This is a genomic window from Vibrio sp. 1CM23M (genome assembly GCF_023161755.1).
In the GTDB taxonomy this organism is placed as follows: domain Bacteria; phylum Pseudomonadota; class Gammaproteobacteria; order Enterobacterales; family Vibrionaceae; genus Vibrio; species Vibrio coralliirubri.
The window spans coordinates 593,693-610,380 of record NZ_JALNTR010000002.1 but is presented as its reverse complement, the minus strand read 5'-3'; the positions used below and the strand labels follow the sequence as shown (position 1 = coordinate 610,380).

19 protein-coding genes are annotated in these 16,688 nt (G+C 44.3%); 6 read left to right on the top strand and 13 right to left on the bottom strand.

What is annotated here, in order from left to right; translation table 11 throughout:
• Positions 1–253: 253 nt before the first annotated feature.
• The 6 genes from MSG35_RS08125 to MSG35_RS08100 form a co-directional block, all read right to left on the bottom strand.
• A complete protein-coding gene (locus MSG35_RS08125; protein ID WP_248383644.1) occupies positions 254–2,248 on the bottom strand; it encodes a choice-of-anchor X domain-containing protein in 1,995 nt (664 codons plus the stop codon).
• Between the two features lie 12 nt (positions 2,249–2,260).
• Entirely contained in the window at positions 2,261–3,214 is a 954-nt protein-coding gene (locus MSG35_RS08120) for an alpha/beta hydrolase (RefSeq protein WP_248383643.1), read from the bottom strand.
• Entirely contained in the window at positions 3,166–3,777 is a 612-nt protein-coding gene (locus MSG35_RS08115) for a hypothetical protein (protein WP_248383642.1), read from the bottom strand. The genes MSG35_RS08120 and MSG35_RS08115 overlap by 49 nt, the downstream gene beginning before the upstream one ends.
• Positions 3,778–4,266: 489 nt before the next feature.
• Positions 4,267–5,364 (bottom strand): nickel/cobalt transporter, encoded by a 1,098-nt coding sequence (locus MSG35_RS08110; RefSeq protein ID WP_248383641.1) that lies wholly within the window; start codon positions 5,362–5,364, stop codon positions 4,267–4,269.
• A 77-nt stretch (positions 5,365–5,441) separates the two neighbouring features.
• On the bottom strand, positions 5,442–6,164 hold the full coding sequence (locus tag MSG35_RS08105; protein ID WP_248383640.1) for a DUF1007 family protein: 723 nt from the start codon (positions 6,162–6,164) through the stop codon (positions 5,442–5,444).
• Between the two features lie 242 nt (positions 6,165–6,406).
• On the bottom strand, positions 6,407–6,904 hold the full coding sequence (locus MSG35_RS08100; RefSeq protein ID WP_248383639.1) for a heme-binding protein: 498 nt from the start codon (positions 6,902–6,904) through the stop codon (positions 6,407–6,409).
• A 243-nt stretch (positions 6,905–7,147) separates the two neighbouring features.
• Here MSG35_RS08100 and MSG35_RS08095 point away from each other — a divergent pair, with 243 nt between their 5' ends.
• The 4 genes from MSG35_RS08095 to nqrM all read left to right on the top strand — a co-directional run bounded on the left by MSG35_RS08095 (position 7,148) and on the right by nqrM (position 10,171).
• Positions 7,148–7,822: a response regulator transcription factor gene (locus tag MSG35_RS08095; RefSeq protein ID WP_050634514.1), complete on the top strand. Its 675-nt coding sequence runs from the start codon at positions 7,148–7,150 to the stop codon at positions 7,820–7,822.
• Positions 7,806–9,209, top strand: a complete 1,404-nt coding sequence (locus MSG35_RS08090) for a HAMP domain-containing sensor histidine kinase (RefSeq protein ID WP_172379364.1) — start codon at positions 7,806–7,808, stop codon at positions 9,207–9,209. Before MSG35_RS08095 ends, MSG35_RS08090 begins: the two co-directional genes overlap by 17 nt.
• A 288-nt stretch (positions 9,210–9,497) precedes the next feature.
• Positions 9,498–9,977: a NifB/NifX family molybdenum-iron cluster-binding protein gene (locus MSG35_RS08085; protein ID WP_248383638.1), complete on the top strand. Its 480-nt coding sequence runs from the start codon at positions 9,498–9,500 to the stop codon at positions 9,975–9,977.
• The gene (gene nqrM, locus MSG35_RS08080) at positions 9,974–10,171 is read left to right on the top strand and encodes a (Na+)-NQR maturation NqrM (protein WP_004734813.1); all 198 of its coding nucleotides are present in this window, start codon (positions 9,974–9,976) and stop codon (positions 10,169–10,171) included. The genes MSG35_RS08085 and nqrM overlap by 4 nt, the downstream gene beginning before the upstream one ends.
• A 67-nt stretch (positions 10,172–10,238) precedes the next feature.
• Here the strand turns inward: nqrM and MSG35_RS08075 are convergent, their stop codons facing one another.
• Positions 10,239–10,517 carry a DUF134 domain-containing protein gene (locus MSG35_RS08075; RefSeq protein ID WP_004734814.1) on the bottom strand — a complete coding sequence of 93 codons (279 nt, stop codon included), beginning with the start codon at positions 10,515–10,517 and terminating at the stop codon, positions 10,239–10,241.
• 35 nt (positions 10,518–10,552) lie between these two features.
• Here MSG35_RS08075 and MSG35_RS08070 point away from each other — a divergent pair, with 35 nt between their 5' ends.
• Both MSG35_RS08070 and MSG35_RS08065 read left to right on the top strand, forming a co-directional pair.
• Complete coding sequence (locus tag MSG35_RS08070; protein WP_059019434.1) at positions 10,553–11,008, top strand: PaaI family thioesterase; 456 nt, start codon at positions 10,553–10,555, stop codon at positions 11,006–11,008.
• Between the two features lie 217 nt (positions 11,009–11,225).
• On the top strand, positions 11,226–12,317 hold the full coding sequence (locus MSG35_RS08065; RefSeq protein WP_248383637.1) for a transporter substrate-binding domain-containing protein: 1,092 nt from the start codon (positions 11,226–11,228) through the stop codon (positions 12,315–12,317).
• Between the two features lie 42 nt (positions 12,318–12,359).
• On the opposite strand, the gene MSG35_RS08060 is transcribed toward MSG35_RS08065, so the two are convergent.
• The 6 genes from MSG35_RS08060 to MSG35_RS08035 all read right to left on the bottom strand — a co-directional run bounded on the left by MSG35_RS08060 (position 12,360) and on the right by MSG35_RS08035 (position 16,448).
• Positions 12,360–12,563 carry a hypothetical protein gene (locus MSG35_RS08060; RefSeq protein ID WP_050645367.1) on the bottom strand — a complete coding sequence of 68 codons (204 nt, stop codon included), beginning with the start codon at positions 12,561–12,563 and terminating at the stop codon, positions 12,360–12,362.
• Positions 12,564–12,856: 293 nt separating this feature from the next.
• Complete coding sequence (locus MSG35_RS08055; RefSeq protein WP_017059112.1) at positions 12,857–13,000, bottom strand: hypothetical protein; 144 nt, start codon at positions 12,998–13,000, stop codon at positions 12,857–12,859.
• A 25-nt stretch (positions 13,001–13,025) separates the two neighbouring features.
• Positions 13,026–13,301, bottom strand: a complete 276-nt coding sequence (locus MSG35_RS08050; RefSeq protein WP_017059113.1) for an HU family DNA-binding protein — start codon at positions 13,299–13,301, stop codon at positions 13,026–13,028.
• Positions 13,302–13,682: 381 nt separating this feature from the next.
• Entirely contained in the window at positions 13,683–14,378 is a 696-nt protein-coding gene (locus MSG35_RS08045) for a VC0807 family protein (RefSeq protein ID WP_019826031.1), read from the bottom strand.
• A 172-nt stretch (positions 14,379–14,550) separates the two neighbouring features.
• Positions 14,551–15,207: a glutathione S-transferase N-terminal domain-containing protein gene (locus MSG35_RS08040; protein ID WP_248383636.1), complete on the bottom strand. Its 657-nt coding sequence runs from the start codon at positions 15,205–15,207 to the stop codon at positions 14,551–14,553.
• A gap of 50 nt (positions 15,208–15,257) precedes the next feature.
• Entirely contained in the window at positions 15,258–16,448 is a 1,191-nt protein-coding gene (locus MSG35_RS08035) for a YbfB/YjiJ family MFS transporter (protein ID WP_248383635.1), read from the bottom strand.
• Between the last annotated feature and the right edge of the window lie 240 nt (positions 16,449–16,688).

The window sequence follows — 16,688 nt, the reverse complement described above, 5'->3', positions numbered from 1 at the left end:
TGGGATGGATAGATCTGTGGAGTCACCCGGTTGTTGGGACTACTGGCCTTTTTGGATAAAACTTCGATCTCATTTTGTTGGTTGATGGAGTCTATAGTGATTAGCGTGCTTTATCACTACTGTTGAGGGGCTGGCATAGTCTGCTCTAACAGAATAAACATATGAAGCTTGCAAAGTTCATCACTGTTCACTCTGAGAGGCCATGCCCAAAGCGATACCTTGGGCATGGCCTTATTCTATTTCAGTTTTAGGATCAGTACTCGATGAATAATGACACCTGCTTGACGTTAATGAAGAAACTTCTTTCATAGGGAGAAGAGGTAAGAGCAATATCTAGTTTGTACAACCCAGACACTCTCTTCTCATTTAATGCTTCTAATAGTTTAGAGTTGGTAAACCTAAGCGTTTGACCTGCTTCTACGTTGTTGAATGTAGTGAGTGGATTACTCCATGCTGCACATATTGTAAAAGACTCACAGAACGTGTCGTAATCCAGTGTGTTTGGAGACCAAGTTTGATTAACGATATGCGCAGTTACATTGTTGAATGGAAATTGAAGAGTTGAATCTCCGAAATCAACAATAAGCGTTGCCTGTTTAATTTTCCCTCGAACCTCACTTAAGTCAAAACTCGCTAGTGTTTCGTAGTCGTATGGGATTGAAGTCCCCGCTCTTAAGTAACCACCGACACGATGTTGCGTGACTTGTGTTGCCGGGGTTGCTTGCCAGTTTTCTCTTTCCAAACCGAATAGGCTAGAGGGGAGGGTCACATTCACTGGCGGACTGAAATCAGAGGCTTGGTATGGTGGAGTTTGACCGAGAACTCCTTGTCGATAGGAGTCAACGCCACTGTAGATTAGCAGTGCGTTCAGTTCATAAGGACCATCGGCTTGCTTAAACGTGTCACCAGGAACGGTAAACTTGATGGTGTTTTCGCCAGCCTCAAGCGGTTCTTGGAAACTCACTAGCTCTAAATACTCTCCGGCTGTACCAACGATATTTACCGAACCTGTGTAAGTTCCACTGCGCGTAACATGGATAGGAAACTCAAAACTCAGCGAATCAATGTAGGTTCCATCTTGCGACATAGTCGGTGTGGTGACTAAACTCCCCGTGACTTCAATCGGTTCGCGGCAACGCTCAAAAGATGCTAAATCAATAAATTCTTCAAACTGAATTCGAGGGGCTGAAATTCGTATGTCATCTTGAGTGATTGCGTAGATGATCGTCGGGTTGGAGGTCAAAGTAGACGCTGAATCAAACGCGCCAAAAATATCTTCAGTTGAGTACTGTAGAGTGACGATTTGCTTCGCAGGTTTGAGTTGCAGACGTTTGCTTGTGTTCAGCTCGTCAATTCCATCGGTGAGGTAACCATGAATGGCAAAATCCCCCGCGGATTTAACATCAAGTTCCAAGCGCTGCTCTAAGGCAATAACACAGCCTTCAGAGGAAAACAGTGGAGCGAGTGAGAGGCTGACAAATTCAATGTCAGAGGGTAGTACGTGGATTTTTTTACTTGTCTGGCGAGTGATAGTTGTTCCATATTCTTCAAAAGACGTTATGCCTTCAATTAGATAATCCCCTTCAGCGGGTGGAACGAAAATATTGCTGTAGACACCATCTTTAGCAATAGCATCGAAATTGACACCCTCATCTTTAAGCGTCAGGCGTGTTTTTATTCCAGCTTCATCAATGATCACTGCGCTGGTTTGGGCTCCTGTGATTGGATTCCCTTTGTTTGTCAGTAATGCAGAAACGGGAACTGGTTCACCGACCACAAATTGGTTTGCAGCTATCGCCATACCAAACGCAATTGGGGATTGGATCGCAACCTGAGCAATAATTACTGTGTTGTAACTTGGGTTTGGAAAATCAACGACGATCTTCCATTCGCCAGGTTCAGGGTTAGTTACTTCAGGCAAAAATAAATAGCTGCCCGGTAGCGGCGGACTTTGTGTGTCACCTGAAAGTATGTTCGCTTGCACATCATTGGATGATGTTGCGACTTGTCCGTTAGGCTTGACTAAATATACGGTTGCATCATCCAACGGCACGATGATTTCTGCTTTTAGGGCTTCCGCTTTGTCGATGGTAAATAGCATTGTGACTTCGTTATCGTTACTAGTCACTGGTTGAGATAGTGTCGTGCTTGTACTCATCCCAACGGGTATTGCATTACTGGCGATAGCCGGTGTGATGAAGGTACAGAAAAGACTGAACACCATCACTAATTGCTTGATGAATTTCATTGTGGCCACTCCTTAGCGCATTGAAATAATTTGTTGTAGAAAACGTTCAACGTTTTGTCCCGTTTTCATTGTTGAGTGGTTAGCCAATACGTTACCCAATGCATTGGTATAACTTGGGTTAGCGCTTGCCAAGGTCACAACAACATCATTTTCTTGCGGTACTGTTTGAATGGCTTGGTAACTGACTATGGTGATTGGATGAGCTTGTGGTCCATACACACTTGGCATTGTGACCGATTGAGTTTGAGTATCGAGGTAGGCCGCAGAACTAAAGCTTCTTAGCGCCTGCCAAGCGGTAACGCCTGCCCAACGCGATCCCCATGGGAATAGGCCAACGATATCAGGATCTTTCTCAATAACACCGTCTTGGTTGAGATCGGCATTTGCCCCAATAGAAAATGTATTTGCAATATTGCCGCGAGTACGCATTTGGATCGCGTTTGATGCTGTATCCGTTGTTAGATCACGGATACCAGGCATTTTAGGACCCGCAAACGGAATATTTGGGAGTTGCATGTACTTGCCAGCGTAATTATTTGGATCGGTACTGACGTTACTGTAGATATCGGCGTAGTGGTCCATTTTTATCACCGACAAATCTGCTGCGACGCTACCAAGGTGAGGTGTGGAGAAAGTAGAAAGGGAGGTTATCTCAAAGGAAGGGCTAAGTGCTTTGAGGTTTTGGGTATCTAGCCCGCCTTTACTGTGTGCAATGACGTGAACTTTGTCGGATTTCAACTCACCGAGAAAACCCTGAATTTTGTTGTTCAAGATATTAGCGTTAGTCGCTGTGGTTCCATTTTTGTCAGCAGAGAAACGAGTATAACGAATGCCATAGTCATCAAGTGTAGAAAGCACGCCTGGAGCCGTATCATCATCCCAAGTGTCTGATTGTGCAGCAATGCCATGAGCAAGAATCACAGGAATGGCAACATCAAACTCGATTGAGACCCAATCGACAGACATACACCAGTTGTCTCCCGTATTGCCAGTATCAATATCGACGCGAATCTCATTGTTTTGGCCGAACTTGATATCACTGATATCGACTGAAGGTTAGTATCCGTCCAACGGTTATCAGCGCCTTGCAGCGTACCTAAAGACTTTCCGTTAAAAGATACGATATCTATTTCTGGAGCAATATTACTGACGTTGGCATTGGAGTCTATGTCGAAGACCGGCATGCTGATCCTTGCGTTAGAACCGATAACGCCTTTTTGCTGCATATCGCCCAGTTTACTAGGAGCAATTCTCCCGTCACTTTGTAAAACGTTGGGGCTGACGACCATAGGAACAGGTAAAGAGATAAGTAGAGGTCCGCCAGAAGCATAGGTACAACCGGTATCCAGACCAGGACCCGAATTCACAACATAAACGCCGAGTTCTTCTTGCGGTGGGGCTATCCCAGAGCTTTGTGAGCGCATCGAAAAATTACGCAATTCGTATGAATCAGGTATATCTTCGGCACTCGCGAAACTCGGAGAAAGTAACAAAACACTGAGCGTGGCGCTCGGAATGTATAGTTTCATTTGTTTACCTTTGAGTATAGGTTATCCAAGAATTTGGTTGAAGAAAGCTCTATCTGTAGTTGTAAGGTAAAGGCTTGGAGTTTGATGTGAAATTTATTGGGTATAATTTCGGCTTGTTACTCAATTGATAAAACTGCTGCTCTATTTTTTTTCAAAATAGGAAGAGTGCGATCGCAGTTTCTGGATTGCGGAAGTTATGTCCTTATTTTCAAAAGGAGGGGGGTAGTGCTCTAATATTGTTAGAACAATCTAAGTTAGTTTATGAAAGAGTAGCTAAGAATAGGAAAATCAAAGTTGGATGTAGGTTTGTTACAGAACTACATAGAGCGCGCTGTTCTGAATGGTTGACTACTAACCTAACTGGCTGTGCAAAGTTAGGTTAGTAGAAATTATGTGGCTGTTAATTCAGATTTGAGAGATAAGGGCTAGTGTTTTTTAGTAAAAATGGTAAAGGTCGCAATAAACTGAGGTTTGTTATTACATCGTTCGCTACATAGTGAAAACAGGCGACATACCGCTGTCTTGTCCACTCATTAGCAACAAGCCAATTAAGACAAGTAAAACACCACCGAATAGCTGTAAATAATGACCTGCGGCTTTTAGTGAAGCACTGTTATTCTTGTTACCTGCTGCCAAATAGCGTTTTACCAAGCTCTTGCCTGTTAGTGTCATTATAGCAATCGTCGAGGTTGTGAAAGCAGTACCAATCGCCATGGCAAAAGCACTGACAACACCCATCCAATATAGGCCAACCATGTTTGCGAAAAGCAGAACCATGATTGCTCCGGTGCATGGCCTGATGCCAATCGTCACGATGATTCCCGCGTACTCTCGAAATGTTGAAGCTTTATTGATGGCTTCTGGATCAGCGACGTGTTGGTGGCCGCATCCACAGTCGGTATGAGAATGATCTGCATGAGTGTGGTCAGCGGCTGGCATTGCGCTAGTAGCGCCTATTATTGGAGAACGGGCTGATATTGATGAACGAAGTGCCATTGGCGAACGCGTTGACATTGGCGCAGCTGTGTCTGTTGCGAGTGTGGTGATGGCTTTCACTTTTAGTTTAGGCTTACGCATAGTGGTGTAGATGTTTTTCAAAGCCTTCCAACATATAAGCGCGCCGACGACCGCGATTAAGGCAAAGCTTAATGAAACAAACATATTCGCTTTGTCATTAACGGCTCGCATGGAAGCACTAAAGCCCCACAGCGACACGCTGACTAGTAAGATTGCGACCAGTGCTTGTAAAAAAGCGGAGACGACAGTAAGCACTAAACTCGCTTTTGCTTTGGTTGGGTGAGTGGCTAAGTAGGTAGATACAATAACCTTGCCGTGCCCAGGCCCCAGAGAGTGGAGCATGCCGTAGATAAAGCTGAATCCGATAAGGTAACTGCCTGCGCCCCAAGGATTAGATTTGGCTTCATAGAGTAGGTCGGCTAGCTCTGAATTGACTTCTCTTTGCCATTGGATGCTAGAGATAACTAACGATGGCCACATGGACCACACTTGATATGCACCGACAGCAATAAGCAATAAAGCTCCGGCGCCAATAAGGTAATAGTTTGTTTTAAGTTGATTTGTCTGCATTTCACAAGAACCTATATCAGATATTTTTCTCTAAATGAATTGAGAAGCTTACGTAATGGCGATAAAGAGTCACTTTATTAGGATGCAGGAACTGCTGCACAATGAAGCTCAACCGATTGTGTAAACAGTTGGCCTAACGTGTTATCTGGGTCAGCATCGGCTGGTAAAGACATCGCATAACTCATCTGTTCTGGCGTCGGGTTGGGCTCGATTAACTCCAACTGACATTGTCTCGCTAGTTCAGGTGACAAGGTCACGTCTCTATTAGATAGCCACGACATGTCGACGAAGTAACTAGGGTCAAAAATGAGTACGCGAAGCGAGTCTCGTGTCACTGGTTTAGGTTTAGAAAGTGGTAGGTCAAATGTTAGAACCATTTTGGCTTTATCACGCTCAAACTTGGCGTGTTCAGCAACCTGATATTTGATGGGCTCTTCACCATCATAAAAGTACGTGAAGTAGTGCTCATACTTCATGTTTTCAATAACAGACGCAGCGAGCTTTTTGAATGTTTCAGCTTCTGTATCGGCAGAGACATCTTCTCCATCCAGCATGTACATGGATGTCATTGCATCAAAAGACCACTCCATAGAGAGACCGGTGATCATGCCATTCTCTCCCTCAATATGAGTTTTCATCTCTATCCAAGAGTGAGGGTGGGCATATAGATTTGGCGCAAAAAACAAGAGTGCTAGGCCAACAGTCAAGCCCTTAAGAGAGCGAAAGCATGTCGCGAAACGGCTTACATAGCGTGAGGAGAGGCGATTAATTACATCGATTAGATTGAATAGCTGTTTCATGAGAAAGAATGGTCATTAAGTGTAATGTTATAATATAACAATTGAGTGGGTTATTCACATCAAATTTGTGTCATGTTTTGCCTGTTTACGTTTCTACTATCGGTTTCAATTCGGAGTTGCTTTTATTTGCAACTGCTTTCATTCGCAACTGCTTTAATTTGCAGCAATGCCCCGCAAGTGCGAGGCATTTATTGTTGGGGTGGGCAAAGGCATAACCAAATTAGGCGAGTGAATGGACTTGCTTAGAAGAACTTCTTAATCGCTTTTTCAGCACAAGCGACATCTAAGTGGCCACCCGGAGCGCCACCCACACCAATCGCGCCAATCATGGCATTGTTCAGTTGTACCGGAACACCACCCGCCAAGAACAACAAGTTGTCGTCCATATTCTGCAAGGGTTGCATGATAGGTTTGTCGGCGATGAGTTTCATCAGGTTACCTGACGGCTGCTTCATGCTAGTGACAGTAAAAGCTTTCTTGCGTGAGCTATCAAGCGTGTGGATACCTGCGCCATCTGAGCGAAGTTGCGCAATCACATTCCCTGATAAACCGACGACCGTAGCAGACACCTTGTAACCATCAGCCTCACATTGGCTAACCGCTTCATGAGCAAGCTTGAATGCCGCTTCTGATGAGATCTGTGTGAAAGAGAGCGTTTGTGTTGCTGCTGCCATTGCGTTGTGAGAAAGGCTAAGGAAACCAAGAGTTGCTGCTAGTACAGTTAGTTTGGTCATTTTCATGTTTACTCCGTTAAATCATCTGTTTTCAAAAAAGAATCTGTTTTCAAAAAATATTCGTTTTCAAATTCCGAACTCTATTTTTTGTTTGTTTAGAAAGGGTGTTTTTTTTAACAGGTTCATACTAACGAACACATGATTACGAGGAGCTTTCTCGAACATTACAAAGTTGCAATGTTGGTTATATTCGAGAAAGGATATTGATAGAGTGTGTTTAGACCACGGCTAACAGATAAACGGACGTTAATGAAAATACTATTGATTGAGGATGACATTCATATCGCGAGATTTTTGGTGAATGGTTTTCAGCAAGAAGGGATAACGGTGACGCACGCAACAGATGGTGTTGATGGATTACACGAGGCCGTAACCGAAGAGTATGACGTGATCATTCTCGATATCATGTTGCCAAAGAAAGATGGGTTTGAAGTGTTGGCTGAACTCAGAGGGCAAGGTTACGCGACGCCTGTCATCATATTAAGTGCCAAACACTCAGTGGAAGAACGAGTGCAAGGGCTACAGTCAGGTGCTGATGATTATTTGGTAAAACCTTTTGCGTTTCCTGAGTTATTGGCTCGTTGCCAAACCTTGGTACGCCGAGGAAAGCAACCCACGCCTCAAGCATTAGAATTGCATTACGGCCCGCTTAGCCTAGACCTACTTAAACACACGCTACAAAGAGAGCAACAAACGATCACCATTAATCAACGCGAGTTTATGTTGATGAAATTATTGCTCGAAAACCGAGAGGCTGTGATGTCGAAAACCGCGATTCTTGAGCATGTTTGGGGGCATCAGTTTGATCCGCAAACCAACGTGGTCGATGTTTTGGTTTGTAGGCTGCGCAGCAAAGTTGATAAGGGTTTTTCTAAGCCATTAATTCACACACTTCGAGGTGTTGGCTATGTCCTCAAGTCGTAGTATTGAACAGGCGCTTGCTAAAACGCAGAGACATTTGTTGGTTCGCTTTATGTCGGCCTTACTGCTCTGCTTGCTGCTGGTGGAACTGATTGTTGGGGCTATCTTCTTTTTCGACCTTTACCAAACGGAAAAGAAGATCCTTACGTCTATGTCGACCGAGTATCAGCGTATTTTGACTTACGATTCGAGTGAGCGATTGATTCATGTTTTAGAGGCGAATCCTCATCGGCTACTCGAAAACAACATTGCGGCGTATAAGCTTGAGAAGGGCGCTTCATCTGATGGCGTGTTTATCGCTGGTGTTCAACATTTATCGACAGAACAGCCTTTTTCTAGCTACCAAATTGATGACAATCGTTCATGGCTGGAGAGCTTCATCTTGAGTCCCTATATGTCGTTGCCTATTGAAGGGGAGCAGTATGATTTCTGGTTGGTTTTGGATAACCGAGCAAGAGACTTTATCGCGTACAATCAATGGCTAATGACTTTATATGCGTTGCTTGCTCTCGTGGCTGTGACCGCAGTTTTTACTCGTAACATTATCCAGAGTGCGATGTCTCCGTTAGTGACCTTTGGCGACCTGCTCGATAAGCTGAAAAAAGGGCAGTTAGAATTTCCTAGCGCTAGCACTAAAAATGAAGCCGAATCTGATTTACCGCAAGGGCTCAATGTGATCAGCTCTAGTGTCCATACTGCGGTTGCCAAGTTACAGCACGTGACGACAACCTTGAATACGACCGTCGATGCGATCGCTCATGATATTCGAACTCCTTTGTCGCGTATTACGTTAGCCTCCCAAACGGCATTGCTCAATAACGCCGACCAACAAGCGATGAAAGACGCATTGGCAGATTGTTCTGAACACGCCATGCAGGCAAGCAATATGTTAACCGCCTTGATGAAGCTGAACGACGAGCTGACTGGAAAGCGCATACCACAGAAAGTGCCGACTCAGGTCTCTGATGTGATTGCCAATGTGGTGAGCTGGTATGAAGATGTCGCAGAAGATAAACAAGTTGAGCTTGAGGTTGAGAGCGCTGATGCTCTTGTTATTCAGTCAGATCCTGACAAATTGACTCAGGTGTTGGTTAACCTTGTTGATAACGCGATTAAGTACACCGAGCCCGAAGGAAGAGTGACGGTCAAAGCCGAGCAAAGTTCAGAGGGTAAGATCGCGATAACCATCCAAGATACTGGTGTTGGCATTGAACAGAAATATCAGGATTTGATTTTTGAACGACTTTACCGAGTCGACAGCAGCCGCAGCAATATCGAGGGGTATGGTCTTGGGTTATCTTTAGCGCTTGCCATGGTCGAGAATCTAGAAGGAACGCTAGTCGTTGAATCTGAATTGGGTGTGGGGAGTACTTTTACTCTTTCGTTGTAACAACGATTTATATCGTCACTTCTGCCTTTGAAATTCCAGCTCGCAGGTACAAAGAATGCCCCGCACTAGTGGGGCATTCTTGTTTTTGGGGAAGGGAGGCTCTCCGTGAACAGGTTTGGGAGGTAGAGTAACCTGCGCCAACCCTATTGGCTGCTTGTAGCTTGTAGCTTGTAGCTTTTGATCTTAGTTATCGATCCAGTAAATCTTATTTTTCACATGATAGTTGTTGGCATATGCTAATAATGGGGCGTATGCTGAACTTCTGATCATCAATAACAGGAAGTTACTATGTTATACGCAGTACCTTGTCGCGACCTTCATGTAGGCAACCATTTTGCTCGTTCCCCACAGATTGCGATTGTCGATGAACAACGACAAATAAAGCAGATTGTTCCTTTGGTTGAGTCCGACACCGCTTGCAATAAAAAGAAGCAATGGATCTCTGTCCTCCGTTCTTACGATGTGAAATCTGTAGTCGTCCGTCACATAGGGAAGAAGATGCTAGCGCACTTGTTCAACCACGATATTAGAGTCTTGGCATCAACAGGTAAGGCAGAAATCGGGACTTTGGATTTCGACAATCTACGGGAAGTGACCGATCTCGATTACGGTCGCGAGCCTCGCAACGTTTGTCACAGTAAAAAAGGGCACAGTCAGAGAGAGTGCAGTAATAAGAAAGGCTGCGGTGAGGAAGGGCGCAAGAAAGACTCCGCGATTCTTATGGCACAGCCGAATCACTTAGGGGGTATTCGAGGGTTCCGAAAATGACCTTTTTGTTGACGCTATTGGGGTTTGTCGGAATCGTCGCGTTGATGGCGATAGGTGTGATTTTTTCTCGCAAGCCAATCAAAGGCAGCTGTGGGGGGCTTGCGCAGTTAGATATTGAGCGTGAATGCAATTGCAAAGATGTGTGTGAAGGGCAGAGTCGAAAGCTGTATCAGATCTCTGAGCCATCAAGCTAAGTATCGAGAATTCACTGTCGTTGAGCTAGCTAACGTTGGGCTAACTAACGTAGGGCTAGTGCGCGAGTTAAGCGCTTTGAATCACCAACGCGTGACCGTTGACGATGCACTTGGCGACTTTGGCTCGTGCACGCTTGATGATGTTGCCGAACGTCTGGCGAGACACCTGCATTTGTTCTGCGGCTTCAAGTTGGCTCAATCCTTCTTGATCAGCCAAGCGTAAGGCTTCTAACTCTTCTAATAGCAATTCTTCTTTATGAAGCTCGTCCATAGGAACGCCATTAGGCTTAAAGCAAGAGTAAGCCGCTCGGGTGCATAACTGGCGATGTTTTTTTGGTCGAGCCATATCAATCTCTAGGTATTTAAGGTTAAAAGGTAAGTATGAAGGTTTTCATTCCACACAACCATCGGCGTTGCCAAGTGTGCAGCCAAGGTTTTTTTTCAGACAATCCAATAATATTTGAAGCTATTGGTGAGCACGAGGCTTTAGTTAAGCACGAGACTTTATCCAAGTATGAGACTTTAGCTAAATATAAAACCAGGGCCAAGATTGTACCAACAGATAAAGCTGAGGGCTACGATGGCATCATGCAGGGTGGCATTGTCACCGCGTTACACGACAGTGCGATGCTGCATTGTTTGTTCCAAAATCACATCACTGCAATGACGGTGAGTTTGGCGTCTCGCTTTCATCATCCTATTTCCATTGGTCAAGAATTGGAAGTTCGTGCCCAATGGGTCAAAAGCAGACGTAATATCTACTTCCTTGAAAGCCAAATTACGCAGTGCGGAAAGTTATGTTCGTCGGCACAAAGCCAGTTTATGTCATCCCACTAGTTATCGATCTGATGTTCCCTATGCCGTTAGTTTGTTACGCCCATTGTTTTGCACAATAAATAGAGGTTTTCTATAGTTAAGGTAATAACGAATAAAGCTAGGGCAGTATTGAATTTATCATAATCTTTCTTCACTTCTGATCGCGCTGATGTGTGTTCATTAGTCGAGCCTTCGTACTCGATTCAATTCATTGCTGCCTTCTTCTGGAGGGCTGCTGATGCACAAATACTTCAAATCGACACTCCGATACGGTGTCACTTCAATCGTTTCTCTTTTTTTATTCTTCAGTACTTTTGCCTCTTCTTCTCCACTTAAAGTCGGTGTTTACCCGTGTCCTCCTTTTGTGACCAGTTCGATGGAAAGTCAATGGAATGGCCTGAGTGTCGAGCTTTGGGAACAGATTGCCAAAGAGATGGACGTTGAGTACACGATAGAGAATCACCGTTTGGATGAATTACTCAATGCGATTGAATCAGAGCAAATCGACATCGGTGTCTCTTGTATTTCAATCACCCCAGAGCGTGAGTTGTTTGCTGACTTTTCCCATTCCTTTTATGAAACTCACCTCGCTATCGCTGTGAAGAAGCAAGGTTACCTTCATACCTTACACGCCATTTTCTTAAACCCTGCATTGTGGCTGATCATTGGAGTTATCATCTTTATCTCTGGTGTGATTGGTGCCTTTTTTTACATATTGGAACACGGTGAAAATGAAAAGCTCTATTCAATGAAAAGCCGAACGGGCCGTTGGTTAGAAAGTTTCATATTGGGTTTGCTTTTTATCACTCGAGGCCCATTCAATTATTTCGAGTTTAAGAGCTTAACGGGACGAATAGCTACGGTGTTCATTGGTGTGCTAAGTATGCTTTTCATCGCCAGTATTACTGCGGTATTAGCCAGCAAGCTTACGCTCAGCCAAGGCTCTTCCCATATTAAAGGTGTGAATGATCTTGCGAATGTGGAGGTGGGTGCAAAGGTTGCAACGACGTCTTCTTTGATGCTCACAAGCTTCGGTATTCGACACAAGAGTTATGTCGATATGCCAAGACTGTTGGCGGCTTTAGAGGACGGTGAAGTCGAAGCGATTGTTGCCGATGATGTGGTGCTCAAATATATGATTGGTAATGGTAGAATAAGCGGGCAGTTTGAAGATCTGGAAGTGTTGCCGTATCAGCTAGAAAAGCAGAATTATGGCTTTATCATCACTGAAAATAACGTGTACGAAGAAGAGATTAACCGCGCCCTGTTGAAGATTCGTGAGTCACGAAAGTGGCGTAAAATCTTGGTCGATTATTTCGCAGATCAGTAATCGAAATTAGAGGCTTATTCAAAAGCTTTTGGACTTTCGCCGTTACAGTTGATCTGAACCTGAGGCCTTGGTCTTTTTGAAGTATTTAAATGCACTCCAAACCGCGTAAGCCGCAACCCCTACAATCAATGCCGAGCGAAGGAGAATAGGCGCATCATGCTCAAGTTGACCAACATGCGGCACAATACTGGCAAACAATCGACTGGTAAAAAGCAGCCCCATTACTAACATAATTACTTTATTCATGTGACCTGCCATTCAATTGAGTACGTTGCACAGAACGAGTTTTAGGGCGATTACACGGTTAACACGCCAGACAACGATTCTGCTCGAAATAAAATCATGCGCTTCTCAAACGTAACCGTCAACGCGATATCAGCTTAAAGCCAGTAAGCTAAAATTCCGTTTTTGGAAGTGAGGAGGGAATTGATTTAATGGGGGTGTTCTAAAACCAAAAATGCCACTACAAATCTGCAGTGGCATTAGAACGATAACAAACTATCACTTTGCTCAAACCTAAACTTTAGTTCTTATATAAACTATAGCTCTAACAGTTTGGCCAATTCACGCTCTTCGAGGAGCTCTTCAATGCGTTGACGAGTCTTAGGCGTTTCAGCTTGCGCTTTAGTCGACTTACCTGCTTTTTTGCTTCGGCTCGTTTTCGCTTTTTCCTTAGTTGTCATCGTAACCTTCCTTGTATTTTTTGTATTACAGGTTGCACGTCTCTTTCAGTGCTTTGCCTGCTTTAAATGCTGGCGTTTTTGACGCTGCAATTTGAATCTCTTCTCCGGTACGCGGGTTGCGACCAGTTCGAGCGGCACGAGAGTTAACTTTAAAGCTACCAAATCCGAGGATCGATACATCATCACCGTTAGCAAGCGAAGTAGAGATACCTTCCACAAGCGCATTGAGCGCCGTGCCTGCTTGGTCTTTTGAGATGTCTGCAGAAGTCGCGATGTGTTCAACTAATTGAGATTTGTTCATAATCTATATTCCTTATTGAGTACGGCTGGCGTCTACCTTTAGCACCTAGCTTATGCGATCTTATCAACGGCAACTGAAATATTGTCAGTGGTTGGGTAGAGCTTTGTAAAGTAACCAACAGAATCGACTATAAAAGCATCTGACGGCTCAATCAATGGAATTCATTGATTATTATGGATTTAAAGCGAGTTAGTTGAGTTCACGACGGATAAGTGGCGGTGAATGTCTTGGTTGATTGAGAGTATCAATCAAAGGAACGCCGATTGGGTTCATGAATTAGACACTAAAAACTATAAAGCCCAGCGACAGGGCTGGGCTTTATGGCGTTTAAAAAATCTAGTATTTGAAGCGGTTCTGTATTTAAAGCTAACGTAACGAGAACTACTTAGTAATAAAGATTTGTTCTGTTTCTAACGAAGTCATAGCGCGAACTTGGCGCCAAATGTAATAGAAAATACCTAACATCATCAGCATGCTAGGGATAGCTATGGCTGGGTAGCTGTATAGCGTGAGTTTACCCAACTCTTCATTAAAGGCTGCAGTGCCGGCAGGGCTTGTCACAATCCAAGTCGCTAGGAAATAGTTCATCGCAGAAGAGAAAGCGAAGGTACTTGCGAATAGGTAGTTCGATGTCATTAGACAACGATCAAACTTTGCTTGGTTACCGAACTGCTTTAGGCGCTCTTCAATAAGAGAGATATTTAACAGGGCCGGTGTGAAGATAACTTTCTGGATAAACGGGTAGCGGGTGAAGGTTGAGCCAAGAACCGCCAAACCAATTAGACCAGGGATTAATGCTTCTTTTAGTGCTAACCAGCGAGTGTCTAGTTCGAAGAAACCAATACCGCCCGTTAATAGCACGCTGACGAAGCCAAGCGCCGCGATGAAGTTGAACTTCTTGTTGCGGATTAACTCCATGCCACCGTAAGCAATAGGGAAGGCAAGGGCGACGAGCAATGCTAAGCCTGTTCCAAGGTGCTCCTCTCCACTGAATTTCATTAAGATGAATGAAGGAAGAAAGACGTTAAACACGACTTCGAAAAGAGGACTCGATTTTTTGTTTTCTGTACTACTCATAATTTCTAAATACATTATGTTATGGATTTATTCTCAGGGATTGTTGTTTACCTCGCCCAAGATGTAAAGCCTTAAGGCGTCATGCTGTGTAACGACATGTGACATCAACGACATCTCTGAGCCTATCTAATGCTCAATTCTAAACTTTGCACGCCTTTGTTTCATGCCATTTTTAAGACTCATGACCGAACGAGTTTAATAACATTTCATAGTCAGGCTTGCTTGCCAATCTCTCAATGCTTATGTGTGCCAGTACGTCTGCGAATGGAGAACGGTGTAAAAAATCGGTGATGTTTCGGCTGTTCGCTTCATCAAACAGCGCAGTATGTCGGAATTGGACGTAATCTAAAGCGACATGGAGATACAACGTGGCCAAGTTATCAGTAAGAAGGGAATCTAACCCTTGTGTGTTTATCTCTTGGTCAAGTTGCTTTAGCGCGGCAGCGATACCGTCTTGTCCTCTCTTGATTAGCACATTATCACTATCGGTATAGCGTGTTAGTGCTGCGGTTCGAAAAGCTATCTCGATTAATGTCTTTGCTGTTCCTAGATGCTTCATTTGATGGGCATCACTTAACGTCACTTGGCGTAGCGTTTGAGGTTGATACGTTTCAATTAGGTATTGGCAGATACATAAGCTTTCTGTTAGTGAAGCTCCATCTTCCAGTTCCAATGCCGGAATTAAGCAAAATGGATTGACGTTTTTCAGGTTGGTCGGCGTACTCCAAGGGTCGACCCAAACAAAAGACAAAGGCGAGCAACGAGACAGAAGTGCTGTTGCTGCGACTACGCGTGAAAACGGAGAGGTTTCATTTAAGTAGAGTTGCATGTTAATCCCTTATTTTATTCGATAACTGAGTCCAAAAAGCGCGTTTAGATTTAGATTGAGTGTTCACGCTTAGGTCGAGTCGCGGTCATTAAGGTGCACACCGCAGATAAAATCAAAGCAGCAGCACTCATGCTGAACAACAAATCATATGACGCCATATGATTTAAGTAGTACGCCATCACAAGTCCGACGACTCCTTGTGATATAGCAAAGGAAAGTGTCATCCCAGCCCACGCTTTGGTGTGCAGTTCATAACCGACAATCTCCAATGTGTAAGTCGACACCAGAGTGACCGTCCCCGGCGTGAAAATACCGACCAATAAAGAAGAGATAAATAGCGCGATGGGGTGAGTGCTAAAAAGGGGTAATGCGACGCCTAGAGCCTTGAAGCTAAATGCAATGCAGAGTGATTTCTTTAGCCCTAGCTTGTCTCCCAATATGCCTGTTATTAATGGGCCAATGGCGGCACCAATACCAAAGGTTGCCCAGAACAACCCACCGCTAGTGAACGACATGCCCAGTTCACGCACGATGTAATCAACCCAAAATAAGGTGTGTGGTAGGTAACCGATAGCGTCGAAGGTATAAGCCACAAGAATAAGCGTTACGTTGATTAACTTAGGTTTTGATAGCTGAGAGAAGGAAGATTTTATATAGGGCGCTTTTGACGTATTAGGTTGGGTTTGCCATGTATTCCAGGTGAGCATAGTGGTGGCCAATGCGATGACACCCATGCCAATCCAAGCCGAAACCACACTAAAATAAATGAGCACAGGAATTAGGGTGCCAGATAACATTGCACCAAGCCCAATGCCTGAAAATACAACCCCGCTTACACGAGCCTTCACATCTGGGTTAAATTTTCGAACAATTACCGGAGGGGCGACGACCATTAGCAAAGCACCCGAAACTCCAGCTAAAGTTCGCCAAGCGTAGAACCATGCCAAGGGCGCATCCTGCAGTGCGCAGCCCAAGTAGCTAAAGCTGCTCACCAACATCGCGAAACGAATCAACTGACCGGCGCTGAAATAACGCAGTAGTATATTGGCAGCTGGTGCACCCAATATGTATCCAAGAAGGGTTGCTACACCAAGATAAGATGCATCACTTTCGCTAAACCAACCACTTTGAATGAGAGCCGGCATTAATGCTATATAGGCAAACCTACCGATCCCGTTGCCAATTAGAGTCGCCCCCATTCCAGCCAAGCTGTCTCGATTAACGATGTGTGTATTCAGCATAAAAGGGGCTCTTTTCGGTTTGACTAGATGCTCTGGCAATAGGACAAAATCTTTGTTTGATTTTGCATACTGACATCATTCACCATCAATATCACTAGGTTGTTAGTCATATAAGTTGCATATCTAAAGGTGGTTTCGAGGTAGGAAAATAGCCAGTATGTTTAAACACTTAGTGAGATCTGTTGCTCTGCCAAGGGGAAGGCAATAAGCGATTGTTTTAATCATCGTAGAATTGAGTGA

Bases quoted from the DNA above. Each gene is read 5' to 3' on its own strand.
- MSG35_RS08050 (WP_017059113.1), bottom strand. From the start codon at position 13,301: ATGAACAAATCTCAATTAGTTGAACACATCGCGACTTCTGCAGACATC.
- MSG35_RS08105 (WP_248383640.1), bottom strand. From the start codon at position 6,164: ATGAAACAGCTATTCAATCTAATCGATGTAATTAATCGCCTCTCCTCA.
- MSG35_RS08065 (WP_248383637.1), top strand. From the start codon at position 11,226: ATGCACAAATACTTCAAATCGACACTCCGATACGGTGTCACTTCAATC.
- MSG35_RS08100 (WP_248383639.1), bottom strand. From the start codon at position 6,904: ATGAAAATGACCAAACTAACTGTACTAGCAGCAACTCTTGGTTTCCTT.
- MSG35_RS08110 (WP_248383641.1), bottom strand. From the start codon at position 5,364: ATGCAGACAAATCAACTTAAAACAAACTATTACCTTATTGGCGCCGGA.
- MSG35_RS08075 (WP_004734814.1), bottom strand. From the start codon at position 10,517: ATGGCTCGACCAAAAAAACATCGCCAGTTATGCACCCGAGCGGCTTAC.
- MSG35_RS08115 (WP_248383642.1), bottom strand. From the start codon at position 3,777: ATGAAACTATACATTCCGAGCGCCACGCTCAGTGTTTTGTTACTTTCT.
- MSG35_RS08060 (WP_050645367.1), bottom strand. From the start codon at position 12,563: ATGAATAAAGTAATTATGTTAGTAATGGGGCTGCTTTTTACCAGTCGA.
- MSG35_RS08040 (WP_248383636.1), bottom strand. From the start codon at position 15,207: ATGCAACTCTACTTAAATGAAACCTCTCCGTTTTCACGCGTAGTCGCA.
- nqrM (WP_004734813.1), top strand. From the start codon at position 9,974: ATGACCTTTTTGTTGACGCTATTGGGGTTTGTCGGAATCGTCGCGTTG.
- MSG35_RS08035 (WP_248383635.1), bottom strand. From the start codon at position 16,448: ATGCTGAATACACACATCGTTAATCGAGACAGCTTGGCTGGAATGGGG.
- MSG35_RS08055 (WP_017059112.1), bottom strand. From the start codon at position 13,000: ATGACAACTAAGGAAAAAGCGAAAACGAGCCGAAGCAAAAAAGCAGGT.
- MSG35_RS08090 (WP_172379364.1), top strand. From the start codon at position 7,806: ATGTCCTCAAGTCGTAGTATTGAACAGGCGCTTGCTAAAACGCAGAGA.
- MSG35_RS08045 (WP_019826031.1), bottom strand. From the start codon at position 14,378: ATGAGTAGTACAGAAAACAAAAAATCGAGTCCTCTTTTCGAAGTCGTG.
- MSG35_RS08070 (WP_059019434.1), top strand. From the start codon at position 10,553: ATGAAGGTTTTCATTCCACACAACCATCGGCGTTGCCAAGTGTGCAGC.
- MSG35_RS08120 (WP_248383643.1), bottom strand. From the start codon at position 3,214: ATGTCTGTCGATTGGGTCTCAATCGAGTTTGATGTTGCCATTCCTGTG.
- MSG35_RS08085 (WP_248383638.1), top strand. From the start codon at position 9,498: ATGTTATACGCAGTACCTTGTCGCGACCTTCATGTAGGCAACCATTTT.
- MSG35_RS08095 (WP_050634514.1), top strand. From the start codon at position 7,148: ATGAAAATACTATTGATTGAGGATGACATTCATATCGCGAGATTTTTG.
- MSG35_RS08125 (WP_248383644.1), bottom strand. From the start codon at position 2,248: ATGAAATTCATCAAGCAATTAGTGATGGTGTTCAGTCTTTTCTGTACC.